Consider the following 23,188-nt stretch of genomic DNA (forward strand, 5'->3'; position numbering starts at 1 on the left):
CCTGTGGAAAACCTGTCATAACCATTGCGATCTGTTAAAGTGAACGCAATAAGCGGGCGACTCGAATCGAGTTGCCTGCAAAAGAGCAGGCGTTAAACGGAACAGAGTTGGATGGGGCAGTCTGATGATCGGGCGCAAATCCCAAAGTAAGCCGGAGCAGGTTGAAGAGGCTCCTCAGGGCTTCGATGATTTTGCCTTGAAACTAGGCGACCTCATGCGGGGCGAACGGGCTACACTGGGTAAATCATTGCTGGATGTGCAACGTGAATTGCGCATCAAAGCCAGTTATATCGCAGCAATCGAAAATTGCGATCCTTCCGCCTTTGACACACCGGGCTTTATCGCCGGTTACGTTCGATCCTATGCCCGATATCTTGGTATGGACCCTCAAGAGGCATTTGATGCCTTTTGCGCCGAAAGCGGTTTTTCCGTCGCGCATGGCATGTCCGACAAGGCATCGGTTGTAAAAAAATCGGAAGAAAGTAGCCTTAGGCCGCGTGCACGCGACCCGTTGGCCGAACCCAAAATGCCATTTGCGCCTGTAAGCGATTCCTATTTGTCCCGTATCGAGGCAGGGGCCGTGGGCTCTTCGTTGGTTTTGATCGCGCTGATCACCGGGATCAGTTACGGCGGCTGGTCTGTATTAAAAGAAGTTCAGCGTGTGCAGGTCACACCAATTGAACAAACCCCAACAGTTCTTAGTGAACTTGATCCCTTGGATGCTGCCGGAACTGCGCGCTCGTTGTCTTCTGGCGCGACATCGGATGGGCCAACGGTTGTATCTGCTGCGCCAACTGGGGCTGGTGTTTTTACCCCACCGTCTAACGAAGCCTTTGACCGCCTTTACCGCCCCCAAGCTTTGGACGTGCCCGTTTTGGTTGCGCGTGATGCACCAATTTCCTCCCTTGATCCGGAAAGCGGTGGTGTGTTTTCAGGTCTGGCCATGGCGCAATTGCCATCTGTTCAGGACAGCAGTCTTGCAGCCGCTGCATTGGCCAGTGGCTTGGCGGTTAGACCGGGTGAGCAGCCCAATGCTGCGGTGCCTGTTCTTGGGACCCAAGGGGTTACCGTTGTTGCCGCGCGCCCAGCTTGGGTTCAGGTTAAAGATGAAGTCGGATCAGTGCTTTACTCGGGTATCTTAAACGCCGGTGACACCTATGTTGTCCCGCATGATGCTGCATCTCCGCGTATGCAGATAGGTGAATCCGGCGCTGTGTATTTTGCTGTAAATGGCACGACTTTTGGACCTGCTGGTGCCAATGGCAGTGTGACCGAAGATGTGTCTCTGGCCAGCAACGAACTGATGGCCCGCTACAGCCCCGTGGCTGCTGGATCCGATGACGATCTACAAACAGTTCTGGTTGAGCTTGAGTTGAAATCACGCGGCAGTGCTCCGATCCGAGTGGCGTCTCCTGTCATTCCCAAGGTTCTGGTGGACCCCATTCCAGGAATTACTGTTGTTGCGACTGCGGAAACTTGGGTCGAAGTCACGTCGCCTTCTGGCACGAAATTGTTCGCGTCGATTTTGCAAAAGGGCGATTCCTATCATGTGCCCCAAACAGAACAAGCCGCGACTATCTTTTCTGGCAATGCGGGCGGTGTTTACTTTGCTGTAAATGGCCAAACCTATGGCCCATATGGACAAAGCGGCAAATTCGGGCGCAACTTGGTTCTATCGCCTGACACGATCCAGAAAAAGATGGCGGTTGCTGACCTGACACAAAACCCCGTGCTGGCCAAAGTTGTCGCAGAGCTTAGCCTTCCGGAAAGCCGTTAATCCAAATAACGTATGAATGACACGGTTGCGGCGCTGGTTTACCGGTGTCCGAAGCCCTATGTATGCGGCAAGCGTTTTTAAAAATTGGACCGTTCCCATGAGTCTCAATCACGTGCGCCCTTGGCGCAACATTTATCGCCGCAAATCGCGTCAGATTATGGTTGGCAGTGTGCCAGTCGGGGGCGATGCGCCGATTTCGGTGCAAACCATGACCAATACGGTCACCACAGACATCGCCGGTACAATTGCGCAGGTTCAGGCCGCGGCCGAGGCTGGGGCAGACATCGTGCGGATTTCAGTGCCCGATGAGGCATCGTCTAAGGCGCTAAAAGAAATCACCCGTGAAAGTCCGGTGCCAATTGTCGCCGATATTCATTTTCACTATCGCCGCGGAATCGAGGCGGCTGAAGCGGGCGCGGCTTGTCTGAGGATCAATCCCGGCAACATCGGGTCCAGTGACCGGGTGAAAGAAGTTATCAAAGCAGCGCGGGATCACAATTGTTCCATCCGAATTGGTGTGAATGCCGGATCTTTAGAAAAACACCTGCTCGATAAGTACGGTGAGCCTTGCCCGGATGCCATGGTCGAAAGCGGGATGGATCATATCAAAATCCTGCAAGACCTTGATTTTCATGAATTCAAAATCAGTGTGAAGGCGTCTGATGTTTTTATGGCAGCAGCAGCCTATCAGCAGTTGGCCGAGCAAACCGATGCGCCAATCCACCTCGGGATCACCGAGGCAGGGGGGCTGACCTCTGGTACCATCAAGTCGGCAATTGGTATGGGCAACCTGCTTTGGATGGGCATTGGTGACACGATCCGCGTGAGCCTGTCGGCAGATCCGGTCGAAGAGGTCAAAGTCGGGTTCGAAATTCTCAAATCGCTGGGTTTGCGCCATCGCGGTGTGAATATCATTTCGTGCCCCAGCTGTGCGCGGCAAGGGTTTGACGTGATCAAAACTGTTGAGACGCTTGAAAAGCGGCTAGAGCACATCAAAACGCCGATGAGCCTGTCGATTATCGGTTGCGTTGTGAATGGACCGGGCGAAGCGTTGATGACCGATGTCGGGTTTACTGGCGGCGGTGCGGGCAGCGGCATGGTTTACCTTGCAGGCAAGGCGAGCCACAAGATGAGCAACGAGCAAATGGTTGAACACATTATCGAAGAGGTTGAAAAGAAAGCGGCAATTCTGGACGCAGAGCAAGCACAAGACGCAGCTGAATAGTTCGGGTTTAACGCTAGGTTGAACTTGTAAGAATTTGAAGGCGCTGAGGAAATTCCCTCAGCGCCTTTTTTAGTGTTAACCTTCTTTGCGCAGGTCCGCGACGATCTGTTTCATCGCATCCAAAGGCGCATAGCCGCGAACCATCTGGTCGCCAAAGGCAAAGCTGGGAGTTCCGTTGATGCCCATGCGTTGACCCAAGGCACGCGTCTCTGCGATACGGCGCGTCACTTCTTCGCTGTCCATTTGTGCCCAGATTGCCTCTCCGTCCAGACCCAGCGTGTCGGCCAGGCGCAACAGTGGGCCTTTTCCGGGGTTGGCGGTCAGAGTGATCAATCCGTTGTGCAGAGCTTCATAGGCTTCGTCGCCGCCCACGATCTGGGCCGCAATCGCAAAGCGCGAGGAAACCAAAGAGGCTTCGCCCAAGATCGGGTATTCCTTGACGATCAAACGGATGTTGCCGTCTGATTCAACCAGTTCAGCGACTTCGGGGTGGGCCTTGCGGCAATACCCGCAGCGGTAGTCCAGAAATTCGACGATGGTAATGTCGCCGTCAGGGTTGCCGCCAACCCAGGAAAACCCGTCGCTATAAAGGGCATCTGCATTGTCAGAAACCAAGGTTTCGTCGGCCCGGGCTTGTCCTGCGGCTTGTTGCTCTTCGTAAACGGCGGCAGCTTCGAAAATCACTTCGGGGTTTTCAAGAAGATAGGCGCGCACTGCTGCACCAAACGCTGTGCGTTCTGCGTCGGTCATTGTGCTGGCATCAAAACCTTCTGACATTGCTGGAGTGCCAAAAGTCAGCATCAGCGCCGCAGCACTGCTAAGCAGTACCGATGACAGGGGGCGGGGGTTGAACATGGTCACTCCAATCTTGATCTTAACGCCGCTTGGCTTGGTTCGCAGCATGTAGCACATCTTGGGCGCGCTGCCACTGGTTAGAGCCGCGCGGAAGCCGGTCTGCGGCGCGTTTTGCATGTAATCCGGCATCTTTCAGACGGCCCTGAAGGGCATATCGTTCCGCAGTGGCCAAAGACGCCAGTGCCGGTTGACCGGTTTTTGAATAGGCGACAGCCAAATCCCGCAGGATACGCGCATCGGAAAAATCACGGGCACGCGCTTTTTCCAAGGCTTTCAAAGCATCGCGGGGGTGGCCAGCGGCGAGAAGAGCGCGACCAAGCCCGCCAAGTATCAAGGCTTCGCGCGGCGCACGGCTCGCGGCTTGGCGGTATGTTTGAACAGCCTGATCAAATTTGCGTGATTCCAGCAGAATTTGGCCTTTCAGCTCCATCACGTAAGGGTCCGTCGGGCGTATGGCCAAGGCTTGGTTGATTGCCTTGATCGCCTTGCCGCTGTTGGGTTGTCGGTGGTATGCAATCGCTTGGCGCATCAAAGCAATGTCTTTGGTGGCACTGCCCCCTGCGCGGCGCAGCGTCCAGCTGGGTGCACGTTTGAAGGCTGTTAGCTTGCCGCGTACGCGGGCAAACCAATACTCCGTTGTGCTGTCGCGTGTCCCGCCGGAGTTTCCTGCGACCAATCCTTTGAGCGCACGCAGGCGTTCGCGGCTTAGCGGATGCGACCGCGCATAGGGGTCTTGCCGACCGACCGATAGTGCCTCTTGGCCGCGAAACAGTTCTTGCACTTCGACAGCACCGGTCGGGTCAATTCCGGCCCGCTTCAGATACCGGACAGACGAAATGTCTGCGGCGGATTCTTCGGCGCGTGTGTGGGCCAAAAACAGTCTTTTTGCTGAATTTGCGCTGCCAAACGCAATGGCTGCTGCGGCTTGTCCATTTCCAGTCGCGGCACCGGCCGCTGCCGCCAAGACCATACCGACACCGGCAGCGGTTTGCGCCATGCGTAAGTTGCTCATCCGGCGGGTGATGTGACCGTTCGAGATATGAGCGGCCTCGTGGGCGATAACCGCTTGCAAAGCAGCGGCGCTATCAAGCTTCATTATCAAACCTGAATGAATAAAGATGTGTTTGGTATCCGCGACAAAGGCATTCAGGGATGAATCGTCCACCAATAAAATTTTGACTTGGGATGCGTTCAATCCGGCGGCCGTCAAAACCGGTTTTGCGATCTTTCGGAGCCCGTATTCAATGTCCGCATCGCGCAGCAAAGAAATTCCGGCACGGGCAGGGGCCGACACCAGCAGCGTAACCGCCAGCGCGATGGTCATTAATCGAGTAAGGATCATTGCGTTCTGCCTTTGCCACTCATAAGCCTCATGTAGCGCCACAGTAGTGAGGGGACCATGCGGAATTCAAGACGGGGATCAGTTGATCCGTTTATTGTGATGGATGTGATGGAAGCCGCGCGGCAAGCCGAAGCCGCAGGCCGCCACGTTATTCATATGGAAGTGGGCCAGCCCAGCACACCTGCGCCAGCCGCAGCGCGCGACGCCTTAAGCCGTGCAATGCAAAACGACTCGCTTGGGTATACGGTTGCTTTGGGGCTTCCCGAACTGCGCAAACGTATCGCAAGCCTTTATGGCGATTGGTATAATGTCGATCTGGACCCGGCGCGGGTTGTGGTCACTCCGGGTTCGTCTGGTGGCTTTGTCCTTGCGTTTACCGCTTTGTTTGATGCGGGGGATCGTATCGCTTTGGGAGCGCCGGGCTATCCTTCGTATCGCCAAATCCTGAAAGCGCAGGATTTGGTTCCGGTGGAAGTTCAGACCTCGGCAAAGAACCGCTTGCAGCTGGTGCCGCAAGATCTGGAAGGCATTGATTACCAAGGGATCATGGTCGCATCGCCGGCGAATCCGTCGGGCACGATGTTGGGCAAGGACGAACTGACAGCTTTGATCGGAACGGCCGCCGAAAAAGGTGCAACCTTTATGTCGGACGAAATTTATCACGGCATCGAATATGACAAGAAGGCCGTCACCGCGCTTGAGATTTCCGACGATGTTTGTGTAATCAATTCATTCTCCAAGTATTTTTCCATGACCGGATGGCGGCTTGGTTGGCTGGTTTTGCCAGAACCCCAAGTGCGTCAGGTCGAACGGTTGGCTCAAAATATGTTTATCTGTGCACCACATGCGGCTCAGATCGCCGCGTTGGGGGCTTTGGATGCAGGGGATGAATTGCAGGCCAATATGGAAGTCTATCGCACCAATCGACAACTGATGCTGGACGGTCTGCCTGCCGCTGGCTTTGACCGGATCGCACCGCCGGACGGGGCGTTTTATGTCTATGCCGATATCAGTCACATCACCGATGACAGCCGCGCGTTTGCCCGTGCGATTTTGGACGAAGCCGGCGTGGCGGTTACGCCGGGATTGGATTTTGATCAACAGCGCGGGGCAGGGACCTTGCGGTTTTCTTATGCGCGCGCAACAGCGGATATAACCGAAGGGCTTGAGAGATTGCGCAAGTTCATGGTGGCGCATGGGCATGTTCATGCCTGACAGGGTTTGTAATCTGGCGCGGCGGGGCGCAGGCCTGCTAGGATGCCGTAAAACAAGTAGGCTAAGAGGCCGATGAGCAGATTTATACCAGCCCTTGCAGCGGTGGCTATGATAGCACCCGCGGCATTAAATGCCCAAGACACCAGCGCCTTGGCCCGGTTTGAATCCGGCACTATCAGCGATTCATATTGGTCAGAGACTGCGCAATTACAGTTGGCGTTCAGTCAGGGCGTTCCGTGGCGGGTATTCACCCTAAGCGATCCGGCACGTTTGGTTCTGGATTTCCGCGAGGTCGACTGGACCGGCGCGGATGCCGCAACACTGGATCAAAGCGAGAAAATCGTCGCGCTGCGCATGGGGGCCTTTCGCCCGGGATGGTCCCGTTTGGTGGCCGAGTTGGCAGAGCCGATGCAGGTGGCTGAAGCCGGTTTGCAAATCAACGACGACACTGGACAGGCAAAGCTGACATTGCAGCTTGCCCCTGTTGACGACGCCCAATTCGCCCAGCTGTCCGGCATGCCCTTTGATCCGGTGTGGGAAATTCCGCTGACGGCAGTGCAGCGGGCCAAAGAAAAAAGTCCGGATGGTAAACTGACCATCATGCTGGACCCCGGCCATGGCGGCATTGACCCCGGCGCGGAACGCGGCGGTCTTTCCGAAGCGGCCTTGATGCTGCAAGTGGCGCTTGAACTGCGCGAGGTTCTGCTTCGGACGGGGAACTACGATGTGGTGTTGACCCGCAGCGATGACCGTTTTGTATCGCTCGAGGGACGAGTTGCCATGGCACATGAAACCGGTGCCGATCTTTTGGTGTCCTTGCATGCCGACGCGCTGGCGCAGGGGGTGGCGCATGGCGCATCGGTCTACACGCTGGCCGAAGAAGCGTCGGACGCTGCCTCTGCCGCTTTGGCAGAACGTCACGACCGTGATGATTTGTTGTCAGGAATTGATCTGTCGGGCACCGACGACCGTGTCGCCCGTGTCCTTATGGACCTCTCGCGATTGGACAACACCCCGCGGTCGCAGGCTTTGGCCCACCATTTGGTCGATGGCATTCGCAACGCGCTTGGTCATGTTCACAAACGCCCCCAACGCCAAGCCAGCTTTTCCGTGTTGAAATCTGCTGATATTCCATCGGTTCTGATCGAGCTGGGCTTTTTGTCGACGCAGCAAGATCTTGAAAACCTGCAGGATCCGGTCTGGCGGGCCGGCATGGCGGCTGGTATCCGAGACGGGATTGACGCGTGGGCGATCGAAGACGCGGCTCTTGCACGCCTGCGAAGGCAATAGTGAGCGACCAACAATGAGAAGACAATAAATTGGCGGCTCCAGCAATGGTGATGCCTGTCGGCAATTCCCCGCGCGGATGTGTTTTGACCCCGCTCGCCTTGCCGTATACTAAAGCCTTGAGCAGTTTTGGGGGTCAGACGTGACCAGGTTCATTTTATCGTTCTTCGGATCGATCTTTTCAGTTTTGACGATGGGCATCATGATGGTCGCCCTGACCATTGGCGCGGTGTTTTGGATGTACGGGCGGGATCTTCCCAGCCATGAACATCTGGCGCAATACACGCCGCCAACCATCAGCCGGATCTACTCCACCAAGGGGCAGGTCATTGATGAATTTGCTCAGGAGCGCCGGCTTTTCACTCCGGCTGACGAAATTCCGGAGCTGATCAAACACGCTTTTGTCAGCGCCGAGGATAAGAATTTCTACAGCCACCAAGGGTATGACGTGCGCGGCATTGCTGCTGCGGCGGCGCAAGCTGTGCAATCACGCGGCCGCGACGTGCGCGGGGCCTCGACGATCACCCAGCAGGTTATGAAAAACTTCCTTTTGTCCGGCGACCGGAAAATGGAACGTAAGATCAAGGAAATCATTCTGGCCGCGCGAGTCGAAGGCGCGTTGAGCAAAGAAAAGATCCTTGAGCTGTACCTAAACGAAATTTTTCTTGGCCAGAACGCCTACGGTGTAACCGCAGCTGCACAGGTCTATTTCAACAAATCGCTAAGTGAACTGCGCCCGCATGAGGCGGCTTTTCTGGCGTCATTGCCCAAAGCGCCCTCGGACTTCCATCCGGTGCGCCGCAAGGAGCGGGTGACGGACCGCCGCAATTACGTGCTCAAGGAAATGTACGAAAACGGCTACATCACCTATGAGCTTTATCAATCCGAGCGACTGTTGCCGTTGAAATCGGTGCAAAACGGGGATTATGAACCCTACGGCCGGTCTTTGCCGCCACGCGATTATTTTACCGACGAAATCCGTCGCCAGCTCAGCCGCAACTTTGGTGAAGACCAGTTTTTCTCTGGTGGGTATTCGGTACGGGCGACGCTTGATCCTGAAATGCAGGTCGAAGCGGCTCATTCCTTGCAGCGTGCGCTGGAAGATTTTGATCGCGGTCTTGGCCGGTGGAACGGCACCGGGAAAACGATTGCCGCAGATCAACTGGGAACCGAAGAGGCTTGGCGGGATGCCTTGAGCAACACCCGCGTCGCCCGCGATGTCGATCTTGTGTCTCAGTGGCGGCCAGCGGTTGTTTTGGATGTTCGTGAAAACGAACTGGTTGTCGGGATCGAAGACATTGCCAGTAACGATCCGCGTGGCAACACTGTGCCGCGCAGTGATACCAGTTGGTTTGCCGGTAGCCTGTTCGATAATTTCGAGCGTGGTGATGTGATTCATCTGCGCGAAATGCGCGATGATGGTAACGGAAACTTTCTGCGTTGGACCCTTCGGCAGGTGCCCAAAGTGCAGGGCGGCTTTATGGCGATGGACGTCAACACAGGCCGTGTGATCGCGATGCAAGGTGGGTTTAGCTACCAAAACTCGGTTTTTAACCGCGCAACCCAGGCCCAGCGTCAACCCGGTTCCAGCTTCAAGCCCTTTGTCTATGCATCAGCCTTGGACAGCGGCTATACGCCTGCGACCATTATTGTGGACGCCCCGATCGAGATCGACACGCCAACAGGTGTGTGGCGCCCGCAAAACGCCAGCCACAAGTTCTATGGACCGACGCCGCTGCGCACAGGTATCGTACGGTCTCGGAACCTGATGACCATTCGATTGGCCCAGGAAGTGGGCATGGATGTGGTTGCCGCTTATGCTGAAAAATTCGGAATGTACGAAAGCATGGGCCGCGTTCTGGCCAACGCTTTGGGGGCGGATGAAACCACGCTGTATAAGGTCGTGGCGGCCTATGCGATGTTCGCGAACGGCGGCGAGCGGGTGCAGCCAACTTTGATTGACCGTGTCCAAGACCGCTACGGCACCACGATTTTTTCGCATGACGCGGCAGACGGCAATAAACGGGTCTGTGTGGATTGTGATGATCCCAACCTGACCCCGGGGCGCAGCCCGCGCATTGTAAACGATCGTGAACGGGTGATGGACCCTGTGACAGCTTATCAGTTGACCTCGATGATGCGCGGTGTGGTTGAACGCGGCACGGCAAGCCGGACGGTGAACACCGGCGTCCCGACTGCTGGTAAAACCGGCACCACCAATGATGCCAAAGATGTTTGGTTTGTGGGCTTTACCTCTAATATCGTTGCGGGCTGTTACATTGGCTATGACACACCACGGTCCATGGGGCGCGGTGCGTCTGGTGGTGGTATGTGTGGTCCGGTGTTCAATCGGTTTATGCTAAAAGCCGTTGCGAAATACGGCGGCGGCGAATTCAAAACCCCTGAGGAATGCCGTTTCATCAAAATCGATCGCTTCTCTGGCGCACGCCTTGGTGATGACGCCAGCGGCGACAATGTCGTTTCGGAATGCTTCCGTGATTATGATCTCGACACTATTATCTTTGGCGGCGCAGGCTTGACCGGCAGTTTCTCGGTTTCGGGCAGTTTTGATCTGATCAATCCGTCCGACACGGGCGGCGCATCGCGCGAAGTAACCACGTCAACGGGTAAGAAAGCCGTTGTCGGACCAAAAGCCGGCTTTGGCACACTGTCCTCGGGTGGTTTGTTCTAAGCTTCGTCTGCGAGGTTCAGGAGTAATGACAAAAGGTCGGCCTCGGGGTCGGCCTTTTGCGTTCCTTTGGCGCGCAAAGCCATAGACCAAGCGCATTTGGCAGCGGCCCATTGGGCCAGACGCGTGCGATCAACTGAAAGATGCCGTGCAAAGATGTCCAGCCGGTTGATCTGCAAGTCTTTGTCATACAGGCGCGCAGCGCAGCCTTTCGGGTTGCGCATAGCATTGGCCAGCTCATAGGCGGGTTCGCCCAAGACCCCCTTGGCATCAATGGTGACATGGCCGAAATCAGAGCAGAACACATTGTCATGGTGAAGGTCCCCATGCAGCGGTCGAATATTGGATTGGCTTTGTAACAGGCCGCGGGCCAGCTCAGAAGCTCGTCGCATGTCGCGCTTTGTCCCGTCTGGGCAATCTGGCGCGAAGGTGATTTGAAACAACACATGAAACCACTCTGAGAGGGCGGGAAGACCTACGACGGGCGGCAGCGGTACATTGTGTAGATCCGCTGCGAACGTTGCCAATGCTTCGTCGGCTGCCCAATGACCATCCCGCATGGCTTGGCCCAATGTTCCAGCCTTGATGAAATCCATCACGATGGCGTTTCGAGTGACATGATACAAGTGCGGTACTGGCCGCGGATTAGACTGAGCCCAGATTTGCATCAGGGCGACACCGGGGGCTTCGTTGCCCATGTCGTCTGAGTGATACAGCTTGAGAACCAAATCGCGCTGCTGTGAATCCCGCACCCGCCACAGGTCGGCGATGCCGGTTTTGACCAAAAGGCAGGGTTCATACAGCGCAAAAGAGGTCAATGCTTGATGCAAATCCATTTGTACGCCTGCCTTATCTTGCCCAGCCTCTCGGCCCTTGCTATCACGCATCACCTGAATAAGTGAAACTGGATCAGACCCATGCGCGCAGAAGCACAAAACAATGTCGATAAGATCGAGAAATCGCTCGAATTGCTGCGCCAGCGGTTGGACTGGGACACCGCGCCGCACCGGCTTGAGGAATTCAATGCCCGCGTTGAGGACCCCAATCTATGGGATGATCCGGAAGCCGCGCAAAAACTGATGCGCGAACGTCAGATGTTGGTTGATGCGATGGAAACCTACACATCGATCAAGCAAGATTTGTCCGACAATATCGAGATGATCGAGCTTGGCGACATGGAAGATGACCAAGAGGTTGTCGATGATGCCGAATCTGCCCTGAAAGCACTGACCGAAAAAGCTGCCAAAAAAGAGCTGGAAGCCTTGCTGGACGGGGAAGCCGATTCTAACGACACCTTCCTTGAGATCAATTCGGGTGCAGGTGGCACTGAAAGCTGCGATTGGGCCAGCATGTTGGCCCGCATGTATGTTCGCTGGGCAGAAGCGCACGGTTACGACGTAGAGCTGCAATCTGAAAGCGCGGGTGAAGAGGCGGGGATTAAATCCGCAGCTTATAAGATTTCCGGTCATAATGCTTATGGCTGGCTGAAATCCGAAAGCGGTGTGCATCGCTTGGTGCGGATTTCCCCGTTTGACAGCGCAGCAAAGCGGCACACATCCTTCACATCGGTCAAAGTATACCCTGTGGTTGATGATAACATCGAGATCGAAGTAAACCCGTCAGATATTCGGATCGACACCTACCGGTCCTCAGGGGCAGGCGGTCAGCACGTGAACACAACCGATTCCGCCGTGCGTATTACGCACGCACCAACGGGGATCGTTGTGACAAGTTCGGAAAAATCACAGCACCAAAACCGCGACATCGCGATGAAGGCGCTGAAGTCGCGCCTGTACCAGATGGAATTGGACAAACGATCGGCTTTGGTCAACGAAGTGCATGAGAACGCAGGTGATGCGGGGTGGGGCAACCAGATCCGGTCTTACGTGCTTCAGCCCTACCAAATGGTCAAAGATTTGCGCACCAGTTATGAAACCTCTGACACAAAGGGTGTCTTGGACGGTGATCTGGACGGGTTGATGGCTGCAACTTTGGCCCAGCAGGTCTCTGGTAAAAGCCGCGCCGACGCCCAAACACTCGATTGATCCTTTCTTATCCGGCACGCTTTGGCCGAGCGGACCCGGTGCGCGGTTTCACTGGGCTGCGCGGATGTCGGCGGGACAAAGAAGTACGGCAAGCAGGCATCTATTGTCGCAGGCCCCTCTCTGGGCCGCTGATTTCTTGCGCCTCACGGTCATATCCGCTTTACTGAATGAAACTTAGGACTTGTCTCAGGGAGGAGGGGGCATGCCCGATACACCCAAACCCGGCGTTCCAGCGTTGGGTGATGTTACGTTCGATCATTTGAAAACGGCGTTAAAGCGTGGTTGGTCTGACTTGCTCAAAGCACCCGCTTTTGCGTTTGTCTTTGCTGGCACCTATGTGCTGTGCGGATGGATGATGGCTTGGATCACGATGTGGACCGGCCAGACCTATTGGCTGGTTTTTGCAGCCATTGGGTTTCCGTTGATTGCGCCGTTCTTTGCGGTTGGTTTTTACGATATCAGTCGCCGGATCGAACAGGGTAGGCCGCTGGACTGGGTTGAAATCCTGTCCGTCATTGCGCGTCAGTCCAAACGCCAACTGCCATCAATCAGTGCGATCATCATTGTCGTGTTTTTGTTCTGGTTTTTCATTGCGCATATGATTTTTGCCCTCTTTATGGGGCTTGCGACGATGACGAATGTGTCCAGCTCATACGAGATTTATTTGTCAGTTGACGGCATCACAATGTTGACGGTCGGAACAGTGGTCGGGGCAGTCTTTGCATCGGTTCTTTATATGATTACGGTCCTGTCGTTGCCTTTGCTGCTTGATCGCGAGATTGATTTTGTGACTGCAATGATAACGTCGTTTCAGTATGTTCAGGCGCATCCTGTTGTGATGTTCGCCTGGGCAGGGTTCATTGCGGTTTTCACCTTTGTATCGATGGTGCCCGGTTTCTTTGGTTTGTTTTTGTCGCTACCGCTGCTTGGGCACGCCACATGGCATCTATACGACATGCTGGCCTATCCGACATCCGACTTGGTGGAATAGGCCGTCTAGAGGGATCTTTACCTTTGATCACACAAAAAGGCTGGCGGTATACCGTCAGCCTTTTTTGTTGCTAGATGTACGTGTTCCGCGACTTGCCAGCTTAACAATGCTCAGGCAAAGGCTTCGCCAATCTTGAGCAAATTCTTATGGTAAGGTCTAAGCCCGTCTTGGTCACAAAACCCCGATTGTCGAGCAGCGGTTAGAACCTTGTGGGTGTCTGATCCAAGGTGCTCATAAACCAGCCGTTCAACCCGGCGCCCGGCAACGGCTTCGCGCACTGTACGGGTCACGTAGCCAACCCAGAAATTGTTTTCAAACGATGGAATACGGGCGAGGTAGTTGAAGGATGTGGTGGTTGATCCCTTGCGGCTCACCAATGCGCCGATACCGTCTTCTTGCGGTAAAATGGCCCCGCGAAATTCGCGCGTAGACGGGTCTGTAGGTAGGCCTTGTTGGCTCATCGCGTCTTTGGCTTCAAACCCCTTGAGGAAGGTATTATTGCCGCGTCTGAAGACGTAGATCAGCCCTTGGACATATTTTTGGTCTTCCATGAAACTGCGCCGGGCAAACCTGTAAAAGCCACTCGGGAATTCCGTTTCTTCCAGTTTTCGGGACGCGCCGCTGAAATACTCGGTAATTGCCGGATCGGTCAGCAGACCGGAAGATGAATTCTCGATCTGTTCAACGGGTTCCAGAAGAATGCGTGCATCAACTTCAAAATACGAACAAATACGATGTAAAACATCGGGACGCGGAAAGCTCTCTCCGGCGAGGTAGCGGTTATATTGTGTCCGGTTGATACCGAGATCGCGACACAGGGCCGAGATTGAGGTCGCCTGACTGGATAGCTGACGCAGGTTTGCGCCAAGCATGCTGCGAAGTTCGGACGGGTTGGGGCGTTTTGTGACGCTTCTTGTTGGTTCGGAGGACATGCGCCTTCGCTTTCTAGTTGTTTTTCAGTTCAAATTCAAACCATTGCGGGAGATCTGTCCCAAACTGATACACTACATGATGCGATTCAGCGTCAGGGCTGATGCGCATTCGCACCAACCGTGCCGATTTGAGACACAAAAATCAAGGCATCGACGCCATAAAGTGTGTATTCGATACAAAAAGTTTGCGTCACTTTAAGGGGGAAATAACCAAAGAGTGCGTCATGGAAGAACGGATGTATGGGGTGGTCCTCTGGGCCGATGAGATGGACAGCAAAGCTGTCATCTGGTGTGAAGACCACGGAAATCTCGCTTATTACTCGGCATCAGAGCCAAGTATCCATCAAGGTGTCGCGTTGGATGCAGGTGACCTGATCCAGTTTGAGTTGCGCGAAGAGCCTGACTGTCGGCTGGCAAGGAATTTGCAGCATGTGAATGCCGGGTTTGCGCCGGACATAGCGCTGAACCTTCAAAGCAAACCTGCCTCTGGTAGCAATGTTGTCCAATTTCCAGCACTTCGTGCCTAAAAGCCAAAAGGCACCCGTTGGGGTGCCTTTCAGGGGAATAGAAACAGGATGGTGCTTTTGGGCTTAGGCACCGCGCGCCAAGGCTGCGACACCAGTGCGGGCAACATCATCCAGACCCAAAGGCCGCATAAGATCCGCAAAGGCGTCGATCTTGTCCGGCGTGCCTGTGAGTTCAAACACAAAGCTTTCCAGCGTTGAGTCGACCACATTGGCGCGGAAAATATCGGCCAATCGCAGCGCTTCGACGCGTTTGTCGCCGGTCCCGGTGACCTTGATCAGCGCCAACTCACGTTCAACCGAACGGCCCTCAACGGTGAGATCGTGGACCTCATGAACCGGAACAATGCGGCCCAGTTGTGCTTTGATTTGTTCAATAACCTGAGGCGTACCGGTGGTGACCACGGTGATGCGCGACAAATGCCCTTCGTGATCGATCTCGGCGACCGTCAGGCTTTCAATATTGTATCCACGACCGGAAAACAGTCCGATCACACGCGCCAAGACACCAGGTTCATTTTCTACCAAAACGGCTAATGTGTGTGTTTCCTGAATATCCGAAAACGTAGGACGCAGGTTGTAGGCGGAATGCTTGTTCGAGCCTTGCTTGATCTTTAGCGGCGACATGTCGGGCCTTTTCGTAAAGTTGCGCGGAAAGTGCTTTGGTACTTAAACAATACTTCACGTCCATGCGCCAGAGTCAAAGCCAGCAAGGATTGAGCTTGGACAAAGTGATGCAATGAAAGATGGGGCCAAAGACGGGTTGTTAGCCGCTGGCTTGCGCACAGTGATGCGGGACATGCCAGCAGAGGTCGCTGGCGTGCTTGACGCCTTGCCGCTGTGGTTTTGGGAAACAGATGCAGATCACCGTTTCCGATACTTTTCCGATAGCTGGAAACGTTTGGTTAATGCCCATCCCGAAGCCTATCTGGGAATGTGCCGCAAAGAATACTTTATGGGCCTTTCGCACCACAGTGCATCCGCGCGGCAGCATTTGAACGACCTTGAACACAAAAGGCCGTTCCGTGATTTTGTCTATCGCCATGAATTCAACCCTGGTCGAATGGACTGGGTGTCCACCAGCGGAGATCCCTTGTTTAGTCCTGATGGGGAATTTTTGGGGTATCGCGGTGCCGCAATGATTTTGTCGGGTGCGGTCAAAGGGTCCAGTCAGGCAATGCAGGCAGAAAAGGATTTGCTGCGACGTGCCGAGGACCTAGAACACGTCATCATCAAGCGTCAAAAGCAGATGGAGCAAACAAACCAGTTGTTGCAAGAGGTTGTGGAGGCGATGGGAGAGGGATTGATGGTGACTTCGGGCACCGACACGGACGACCCTGAAAATCGCATCTTAATGGTGAACAAAGCCTGTAGAAACCTGTTCAATCTATCCGAAACCGACATCAAGCCAGATATGCCATTGCGCGATTTTCTGAAAATGCTGGCCAAACGCGGTGGCGGCGCGCGGGTTTTGCAAAAGGCTCGCGACTTCAATCAGATGTTGGCTGCGGGAGAGACCGTGGTGATGGAAGTGCCCAGCACGAATAAGTTCTTTCACACAACCGCCGCCAGCAGGCCATCGGGCGGCTATGTCATGGTGCATACGGATGTCACTGACATCCAGCAAAAAAACAATGCTTTGGCGAAAGCCAAAGAAGCCGCCGAGGTTGCCAATCAAACAAAATCAAGTTTTTTGGCCACCATGAGCCATGAAATTCGAACCCCAATGAACGGGATTGTCGGGATGGCTGATTTACTGGCTGATACGCATCTATCTGAAGAGCAAACCGAATTTGTGGATACAATTCGGGGATCGGCAGTGGCTTTGACTGCGTTGATTTCCGACATCCTCGATTTTTCCAAAATTGAGGCCGGCAGGTTGGAAGTGGTCAATGAAGCCTTCGACCTGCGAAAACTGACACAAGAAATTATAGACTTGCTCACTCCATTGGCTGTTGGGAAGCAGCTGAAACTGTTTGCTCATGTCAGGGATGATGTCCCGCAAATCGTCGTGGGGGATGCGTTGCGCCTTCGGCAGGTGTTGTTGAACCTTATGGGAAATGCCGTCAAATTCACTGAAACGGGGCAGGTTTCATTGACTGTTTCACGCGACAGGAGACTCAGGTTCCGTGTGAGCGACACAGGCATAGGTATCCCTTTTGATCGAGTGCAGCGCATTTTTGATCCGTTTGAACAGGTCGATTCCAGTCTGTCCCGCCAGCATCAAGGCACGGGATTGGGTTTGGCCATCACCAAGCGGTTGGTGTCTCTCATGAAGGGAGAGATTGAGGTAAGCTCGCATTTGGACGACGGCACAGATGTCGACGTCTTCATTCCGCTGCGCTACGGCGTAGTCCAGGCAAAACCCGAGAGAAGAAAAGCTGCCAGCACACTGAATTTAAAAGGTATTTGCATTTTGGTGGTTGAAGATAATAAAACCAATCAATTGGTTGCGCGGCGCATTCTTGAGCGGTGCGGTGCCACAACTGTTATTGTCAACAACGGCCGCGAAGCGTTGGAGCTTTATGATGCAAATCGTTTCGATGTTGTTCTGATGGACATTTCAATGCCGGTCATGACGGGTTTGGAAGCTTGCCGCGAAATACGAGCGCGGGAGTTGAATATGGGGTGGCCTCACAGGCCAATTCTTGCGCTGACAGGCAATGCGTTTGGCAAAGACAAAGCTGATGCGCTGGCTGCCGGAATGGATGGTTTCTTAACCAAACCGGTGCGGCGCGATGACTTGCTTTATGGCCTATCGGCGCAACTGGTGGACAAGCAAAGGTGGGCGCATCCAGTATTGGCTGCATTGCAGTCCCAATAGTTGAAAGCTGGCGCGCGCGTTCAAATGACCCATTTGGACTAAAAAAGCCCGCTTGATGATCAAGCGGGCTCTGATTTTGTAACGACGGGTCGCGAGAATTAGACCATAACCGCGCCAGATGTGCCGATTGCATCCTTGGTCGACGCTTCTCCGAGCAGCATTTTGTTGTGCGGTTCGCCCGACGGGATCATCGGGAAGCAGTTCTCGTGCTTTTCAACCAAGCAATCGAAAATCACCGGACCATCGTATTTGATCATCTCCATGATCGCATCATCTAGGTCATCTGCATCACTGCACTGTATGCCCTTGGCACCAAAGGCCTCGGCCAATTTTACAAAGTCGGGCAGAGACTCGGACCAGCTGTGTGAATACCGTTCGCCATGCAGCAACTCTTGCCACTGACGCACCATGCCCAAGCGTTCATTGTTCAAAATGAACTGTTTAACGGGCAGGCGGTACTGCATCGCAGTTCCCATTTCTTGCATGTTCATCAGCCAGGACGCTTCGCCAGCAACGTTTACAACCAAGGCTTCGGGATGTGCCATTTGCACACCGATGGACGCAGGAAAACCATAACCCATGGTCCCCAAACCGCCGGACGTCATCCAACGGTTCGGATCTTCGAACCCCAGGTATTGCGCGGCCCACATCTGATGCTGACCGACTTCGGTGGTGACGTAGCGGTCCATCCCCTTGGTCAAAGCTTCGAAACGCGACAGAGCATACTGCGGCTTGATAATTTTTCCGGATTGTTTGAACTTCAAACAATCGGTTTTGCGCCACTCGTCAATCTTGGCGTTCCAACGCGCGATACCTTCGCGGTTCACCTTGCGGCCCCGCGCTTTCCAAACACGCAGAATGTCTTCAAGAACATGGCCGACATCGCCGACAATCGGGATATCTGTTTTGATGACCTTGTTGATCGAGCTAGGGTCGATGTCGATATGGGCTTTGATAGATTTGGGGCTAAATGCATCCAAACGGCCAGTAATCCGGTCGTCAAAACGCGCGCCAATGTTGATCATCAAATCGCAGCCATGCATCGCGAGATTGGCCTCGTACAGGCCATGCATGCCCAGCATACCCAACCATGCTTTGCCCGACGCGGGATAGGCCCCGAGGCCCATCAAGGTCGAGGTGATCGGAATTTCTGTGGCATCAACCAATTCACGCAACAATTGCGACGCACCGGGCCCCGAGTTGATTACGCCGCCCCCGGTATAAAACAGTGGACGTTCAGCGTTCTCAATGGCTTCGACCAACTGCGTGATGGTCTCAATGTCGCCTTTGACAGGTGGTTGATAATGGCTGAGTTGGGCCTTGGGCTTACCTTTATAGGTGGCGCTGGCGAACTGCACATCCTTGGGAATATCCACCAGAACCGGACCCGGCCGACCAGCGGTGGCGACGTGGAATGCCTCATGGATGACATCGCCCAAATCGGCAGTATCTTTTACCAACCAGTTGTTTTTCGTGCACGGGCGGGTGATGCCAACCGTGTCCGCCTCTTGGAAGGCATCCGAACCAATCATAAAGGTCGGAACTTGACCGGTCAAAACAACGATCGGGATCGAGTCCAGCAAAGCGTCGGTAATACCGGTCACTGCGTTTGTGGCACCGGGGCCTGATGTGACCAGAACAACGCCGGGTTTACCGGTTGACCGGGCATATCCCTCGGCGGCGTGAACCGCAGCTTGTTCGTGACGCACCAAAACGTGACGAATGGTGTTTTGCTGAAAAATGGCATCGTAGATTGGTAGGACTGCGCCGCCGGGGTAACCGAATACAGTTTCCACACCCTGATCTATCAAGGCTTGAACCAACATTTTTGCACCGGTCATCTGACCCTTCATCGCACTTCTCCGTCTACGATCATTCACAATTGTTACGCGCATAAAAAAGCCCCCGTCGGTTTGGCGGGGGCGCATGGGGTCCTGAAAGGGTGTCCGTTACCGGCCCATGCGCTGATTTCCTACAATGACGACTAGAGCGTTCATGCCCAAGACTCCTTTAAACACGAGCCGGACGTTATGGCAGCGCGGCGGGGGCGTCAACCGTCAAAGATGGGAAATTAATGTCGCAGCCCCCCTCTGAATCTTGCCGGAAGTTGCGTCTTGAGTGGGCGGTTCGACATTTATGCAATATTCGGCGGCTGCATTGATGCCGTTGCCGGCAGCAGTCCCTAGAGTTGGGTTTCTCTGCATTAGAGGTGTTGTGCATTTATGCACCAAAGCTGGGTTTGCGCTGCTGCGCTGTGCAGGCTATTTTGTCCGAAAGCTCTGACAAAAAACACTGAAAGGCATCGGAATGTTACGCTTTCATCAAATCCGCGACTTCACAACGTTTAAAGCCCTGTCGTTGATCGTGCTCATACTTTTGGCGCATGCAGTGCAGACAGGTGTCTTGGCCAGCGTCTTGGGATAAATGTGCGGATCCTCGCCGATTTATGGCTGCCAAGGCCGAAATCAGCCTGACTTATTGAGATTGCAACACAAGCGCGCGGCAACGTGAATTGTCTTGAGGCGGGTTTATCGTGCATCGTTGGTTAAAACGCGTCTAACCGATGAGGGTACAATGACTCGCAATTTGTTTCACCGTGATTTTACATTGCCACGCGCAGGCGTTCTGGTTCTTTTGATTGTTATGGCCTTGGCTGCCGGTCAAATTCCAGCACCAGAAAATACAATGGCGCAAGGGGCTGAGTCTGGAGTCCGTTTGATACCAGCCGTGATTCAATTGTTCGGCGCAGATTGTGTCAGTGAAGATATCGGGGTTCAATTATAGCGCGAGTAGTTTGTGCTTTCGTGTCGCACACCGAGCGAGAAACGCAAAAATACTGCGCAAATGTAGTTTTAGACCATTGTACATGCTGTTTTCACTCCTATAAATTCATAAATTGTGTTAACGAAAAATTATCACAAGTTAATTTTAAGCTGCCACCCTGGGGTCGGCTGCCAAAGAGGGTAAAGTCATGAACGCTTCGCATGTTATTAAAGCGCTAGGTATTTCAGGTTTGTTGTTGTCTGTTGCGGCCTGTGAGGATTTCACAGGTCAAGATCCGTCAAATGCACGTCAAGAGGTCTCTCAAGACGAGTGTATCGATCTCGGAGGAAGCTCGCAGGTTGATCCCAACACAAATGAGCTTGTTTGCCTTGTACCTGCTGCAGGTGCCAGCGCGGGTGGCGCATCAACTGGTGCAGCGATTGCTGCCGGTGCAGTGCTTGTAACCGTATTTGCAATTTCCAACAGCTCGTCCGGTACGCGCTAAGGTATCATCCTCTCAGGTCGCTTGATCTGGTCGAATAAATGACTGAAAGCCTGCCTTTTTTGGCAGGCTTTTTTGCTGATTGCCGACTTGCGAGGACTGGCCGTGGCAAAGCCTAGGATCTACATATTTGCGCCGGTGCCCTGCAAAACCCCATGCTCCAGTGCGTAGCGGGTCAGTCCGGCCGTTGTGCTTATGCCCAGCTTGCGTTTGATGTTTTTGCGGTGCGTTTCAACGGTCCGCACCGAGATGTCCAAGGCAATAGCCACTTCTTTGTTCGATTTTCCCTGCGCCAATTGCAATAGCACCATTTGTTCGCGGTTGGTCAAAGGTTCACGATTGTTGTCAGCAGGGGCCAATGCGCCCTCGGCACCTGTACATAGATAGACGTCGCCCGCCATGACCGCATCAATCGCAATCTTGATTTCTTCGGTCCGTACGTCCTTTAGAACGTAGCCGCGCGCGCCATGGCTGAGAGCCGTTGAAATGTATTCGGGGCTGTCATGCATCGACAGCACCAATATCCGCGTGTCGGGGGCTTTTTCCAAAATCAGTTCCGTCGCAGATAGCCCACCAATTCCGGGCATATTCAGATCCATCAGGATCACATCGGGCGAAAGCTGCTCTAACTGATCGATGATTGCCTTGCCGTCTGACAGTGTCGCGATCACGGAAATATCGTCGTAGCTGTCCAAAATGGCTTCGATTCCTTCGGCGACCATCGGGTGGTCATCGACAATCACAACGCGGGTTTCAATGCTCATGCGCGGGCCTTTGATTTTGGGGTGGCACCCTTTTCAGGCTGCAACATATGGGTCAGCGGAACTTGGGCTTCGATAACGGTTCCGGATTTGGTCGCCAAGACCCGCAATGTGCCACCCAACTGCTCCATGCGTTCTTGCATGTTGCGCAATCCGATGCCGGAGCGGTGACTCCGACGGGTTTCTTCGATCCCGCACCCGTCGTCTTCGATTCTAAGGGTGCCGCCAGCGCGATGACCACGCAAATTGACAGTAACATGTGTCGCCCCTGAGTGGCGCTCCACATTGGTCAATGCCTCTTGGGCAATGCGGTAGAGTGCGATTTTCGCCTCTTGGCTGAGCCGGTTACGGAAGACGACGGTTTCAAACCGGGTCTCGATACCCGTGCGGGCGCGAAAATCATCCGTCAGGGAACGGATTGCCGGACCAAGCCCCAGATCGTCCAGAACACCGGGCCGCAAATCGCGGCTGATCCGGCGGACCTCGTTGATGGCTTGACCGAGATTGTCGATCCCTTTGTCCAAGGTTTCTCCGGCGCGATCATCGCCTTGGGCGAGCCGACGGCGTGTGACATCCAGCGCGTATTTTACCCCGACCAAGATCTGGCTGATCCCGTCATGCAATTCGCGGGCAACGCGGCCGCGTTCCTCTTCTTGGGTGTCAAAGACCCTTTGTGTCAGCTGCTTCAGCTTGGCGTCGGCCAAACGACGTTCGCGGATGTTGATGAACAGTCCAGACATAAAGACCAAGATCAGAGCGGAGAGGGTGATCGCCCCGATATAAAGGAATGTGCGTTGGACGCGGGCCTCGACTTCGGCGCGGGTGGCCGCAACCGAAGCGACAACGTCATCGATAAAAACCCCGGTGCCGACAGCCCATCGCCAAGATGGGAAGGACGTCACATAGGTAATCATCCGGGCTTCGATACCTGTTGAGGGTTTGGGCCAGAGATGTTCGACATATCCGGCACCGCTGCGGGCGGTCCACAGGAATTCTGCGACAACGGGCGTACCTTCGCTGTCCTTATAGTCCAGCCAGTTCTTGTTGATCAGTTCGGTCTGGCGCGGCGACACTATGTTGTTGCCATCATAATCGTAGACGAAAAAGAACCCTTCGTCGCCATAGATCATAGCGGCCAGGATTTGCATGACCTGCTTTTGGGCCGCGTCATCGTTGGGGGCCGCAGAGCCATACACAAAATAGAAACCATTGCGGGCTTGGGTCACATAGTTTCGCAGTTCGCTTTTCTTGGCTTCGATCAATTGCTCTTCGAGACTGCGGATTTCACGTTCAGCCAAGGCCCGAGATTGCGCTGCGACCAAAAAAGAAATCGCTGAGACCGCCAAGATCAACGGAACAGAGGCCAAAAGAAACATCTTTTGGCCGTAGCTAAGGCTGATGCGGTCGAAAAGGGACGCCATAGGGGCGGGTTAAAGCAATTTGTGTTGTGACGCAA

At 54.3% G+C, this 23,188-nt stretch carries 19 protein-coding genes; 11 read left to right on the forward strand and 8 right to left on the reverse strand.

Features of this window, described 5'->3' with window-relative positions; all coding sequences use genetic code 11:
- The first annotated feature begins 124 nt into the window (after positions 1-124).
- Both C8N36_RS06925 and ispG read left to right on the forward strand, forming a co-directional pair.
- Positions 125-1,777, forward strand: coding sequence for a helix-turn-helix domain-containing protein (locus C8N36_RS06925; protein ID WP_097803982.1), 1,653 nt, complete (start codon positions 125-127; stop codon positions 1,775-1,777).
- A 97-nt stretch (positions 1,778-1,874) separates the two neighbouring features.
- Positions 1,875-3,002 (forward strand): flavodoxin-dependent (E)-4-hydroxy-3-methylbut-2-enyl-diphosphate synthase, encoded by a 1,128-nt coding sequence (gene ispG / locus C8N36_RS06930; RefSeq protein WP_097804150.1) that lies wholly within the window; start codon positions 1,875-1,877, stop codon positions 3,000-3,002.
- Positions 3,003-3,077: 75 nt separating this feature from the next.
- Here ispG and C8N36_RS06935 read toward each other — a convergent pair whose 3' ends face one another.
- Together C8N36_RS06935 and C8N36_RS06940 are read right to left on the reverse strand one after the other, a co-directional pair.
- Complete coding sequence (locus C8N36_RS06935; protein ID WP_245910761.1) at positions 3,078-3,803, reverse strand: DsbA family protein; 726 nt, start codon at positions 3,801-3,803, stop codon at positions 3,078-3,080.
- Positions 3,804-3,876: 73 nt separating this feature from the next.
- A complete protein-coding gene (locus C8N36_RS06940; RefSeq protein WP_245910745.1) occupies positions 3,877-5,199 on the reverse strand; it encodes a M48 family metalloprotease in 1,323 nt (440 codons plus the stop codon).
- Positions 5,200-5,256: 57 nt separating this feature from the next.
- On the opposite strand from C8N36_RS06940, the gene C8N36_RS06945 reads away from it, so the two are divergent.
- The 3 genes from C8N36_RS06945 to C8N36_RS06955 all read left to right on the forward strand — a co-directional run bounded on the left by C8N36_RS06945 (position 5,257) and on the right by C8N36_RS06955 (position 10,393).
- Positions 5,257-6,414 carry a pyridoxal phosphate-dependent aminotransferase gene (locus C8N36_RS06945; protein WP_097803980.1) on the forward strand — a complete coding sequence of 386 codons (1,158 nt, stop codon included), beginning with the start codon at positions 5,257-5,259 and terminating at the stop codon, positions 6,412-6,414.
- Positions 6,415-6,486: 72 nt separating this feature from the next.
- A complete protein-coding gene (locus tag C8N36_RS06950) occupies positions 6,487-7,704 on the forward strand; it encodes an N-acetylmuramoyl-L-alanine amidase (RefSeq protein WP_097803979.1) in 1,218 nt (405 codons plus the stop codon).
- Positions 7,705-7,843: 139 nt separating this feature from the next.
- Positions 7,844-10,393: a penicillin-binding protein 1A gene (locus C8N36_RS06955; RefSeq protein ID WP_097803978.1), complete on the forward strand. Its 2,550-nt coding sequence runs from the start codon at positions 7,844-7,846 to the stop codon at positions 10,391-10,393.
- Here the strand turns inward: C8N36_RS06955 and C8N36_RS06960 are convergent.
- Positions 10,390-11,226 (reverse strand): aminoglycoside phosphotransferase family protein, encoded by an 837-nt coding sequence (locus C8N36_RS06960; RefSeq protein WP_170125831.1) that lies wholly within the window; start codon positions 11,224-11,226, stop codon positions 10,390-10,392. The two genes, C8N36_RS06955 and C8N36_RS06960, sit on opposite strands and share 4 nt — an antisense overlap.
- A gap of 81 nt (positions 11,227-11,307) precedes the next feature.
- Here C8N36_RS06960 and prfB point away from each other — a divergent pair, with 81 nt between their 5' ends.
- The gene (gene prfB / locus C8N36_RS06965; RefSeq protein WP_097803976.1) at positions 11,308-12,435 is read left to right on the forward strand and encodes a peptide chain release factor 2; all 1,128 of its coding nucleotides are present in this window, start codon (positions 11,308-11,310) and stop codon (positions 12,433-12,435) included.
- Between the two features lie 202 nt (positions 12,436-12,637).
- Positions 12,638-13,426 (forward strand): DUF2189 domain-containing protein, encoded by a 789-nt coding sequence (locus C8N36_RS06970; protein WP_097803975.1) that lies wholly within the window; start codon positions 12,638-12,640, stop codon positions 13,424-13,426.
- Positions 13,427-13,536: 110 nt separating this feature from the next.
- Here the strand turns inward: C8N36_RS06970 and C8N36_RS06975 are convergent, their stop codons facing one another.
- Complete coding sequence (locus C8N36_RS06975) at positions 13,537-14,358, reverse strand: helix-turn-helix domain-containing protein (protein WP_097803974.1); 822 nt, start codon at positions 14,356-14,358, stop codon at positions 13,537-13,539.
- A 101-nt stretch (positions 14,359-14,459) separates the two neighbouring features.
- Between C8N36_RS06975 and C8N36_RS06980 the strand changes: the two genes are divergently transcribed.
- Entirely contained in the window at positions 14,460-14,885 is a 426-nt protein-coding gene (locus C8N36_RS06980) for a hypothetical protein (RefSeq protein WP_141467992.1), read from the forward strand.
- Positions 14,886-14,948: 63 nt separating this feature from the next.
- Here the strand turns inward: C8N36_RS06980 and ilvN are convergent, their stop codons facing one another.
- Positions 14,949-15,509 carry an acetolactate synthase small subunit gene (gene ilvN / locus C8N36_RS06985; RefSeq protein ID WP_097803972.1) on the reverse strand — a complete coding sequence of 187 codons (561 nt, stop codon included), beginning with the start codon at positions 15,507-15,509 and terminating at the stop codon, positions 14,949-14,951.
- A 112-nt stretch (positions 15,510-15,621) separates the two neighbouring features.
- On the opposite strand from ilvN, the gene C8N36_RS06990 reads away from it, so the two are divergent.
- The gene (locus C8N36_RS06990; protein ID WP_097803971.1) at positions 15,622-17,706 is read left to right on the forward strand and encodes an ATP-binding protein; all 2,085 of its coding nucleotides are present in this window, start codon (positions 15,622-15,624) and stop codon (positions 17,704-17,706) included.
- 98 nt (positions 17,707-17,804) lie between these two features.
- Here the strand turns inward: C8N36_RS06990 and C8N36_RS06995 are convergent, their stop codons facing one another.
- Positions 17,805-19,559 carry an acetolactate synthase 3 large subunit gene (locus C8N36_RS06995; RefSeq protein WP_097803970.1) on the reverse strand — a complete coding sequence of 585 codons (1,755 nt, stop codon included), beginning with the start codon at positions 19,557-19,559 and terminating at the stop codon, positions 17,805-17,807.
- A gap of 721 nt (positions 19,560-20,280) precedes the next feature.
- Between C8N36_RS06995 and C8N36_RS07000 the strand changes: the two genes are divergently transcribed.
- On the forward strand, positions 20,281-20,490 hold the full coding sequence (locus C8N36_RS07000; protein ID WP_097803969.1) for a hypothetical protein: 210 nt from the start codon (positions 20,281-20,283) through the stop codon (positions 20,488-20,490).
- Between the two features lie 187 nt (positions 20,491-20,677).
- Positions 20,678-20,974, forward strand: coding sequence for a hypothetical protein (locus C8N36_RS07005; RefSeq protein ID WP_097803968.1), 297 nt, complete (start codon positions 20,678-20,680; stop codon positions 20,972-20,974).
- A 119-nt stretch (positions 20,975-21,093) separates the two neighbouring features.
- On the opposite strand, the gene C8N36_RS07010 is transcribed toward C8N36_RS07005, so the two are convergent.
- Entirely contained in the window at positions 21,094-21,735 is a 642-nt protein-coding gene (locus tag C8N36_RS07010) for a response regulator transcription factor (RefSeq protein WP_097803967.1), read from the reverse strand.
- A complete protein-coding gene (locus tag C8N36_RS07015; RefSeq protein WP_097803966.1) occupies positions 21,732-23,153 on the reverse strand; it encodes a cache domain-containing protein in 1,422 nt (473 codons plus the stop codon). Before C8N36_RS07015 ends, C8N36_RS07010 begins: the two co-directional genes overlap by 4 nt.
- Positions 23,154-23,188: the final 35 nt, after the last annotated feature.

It is taken from the genome of Pelagimonas varians (assembly GCF_003208435.1).
Taxonomy (GTDB): domain Bacteria; phylum Pseudomonadota; class Alphaproteobacteria; order Rhodobacterales; family Rhodobacteraceae; genus Pelagimonas; species Pelagimonas varians.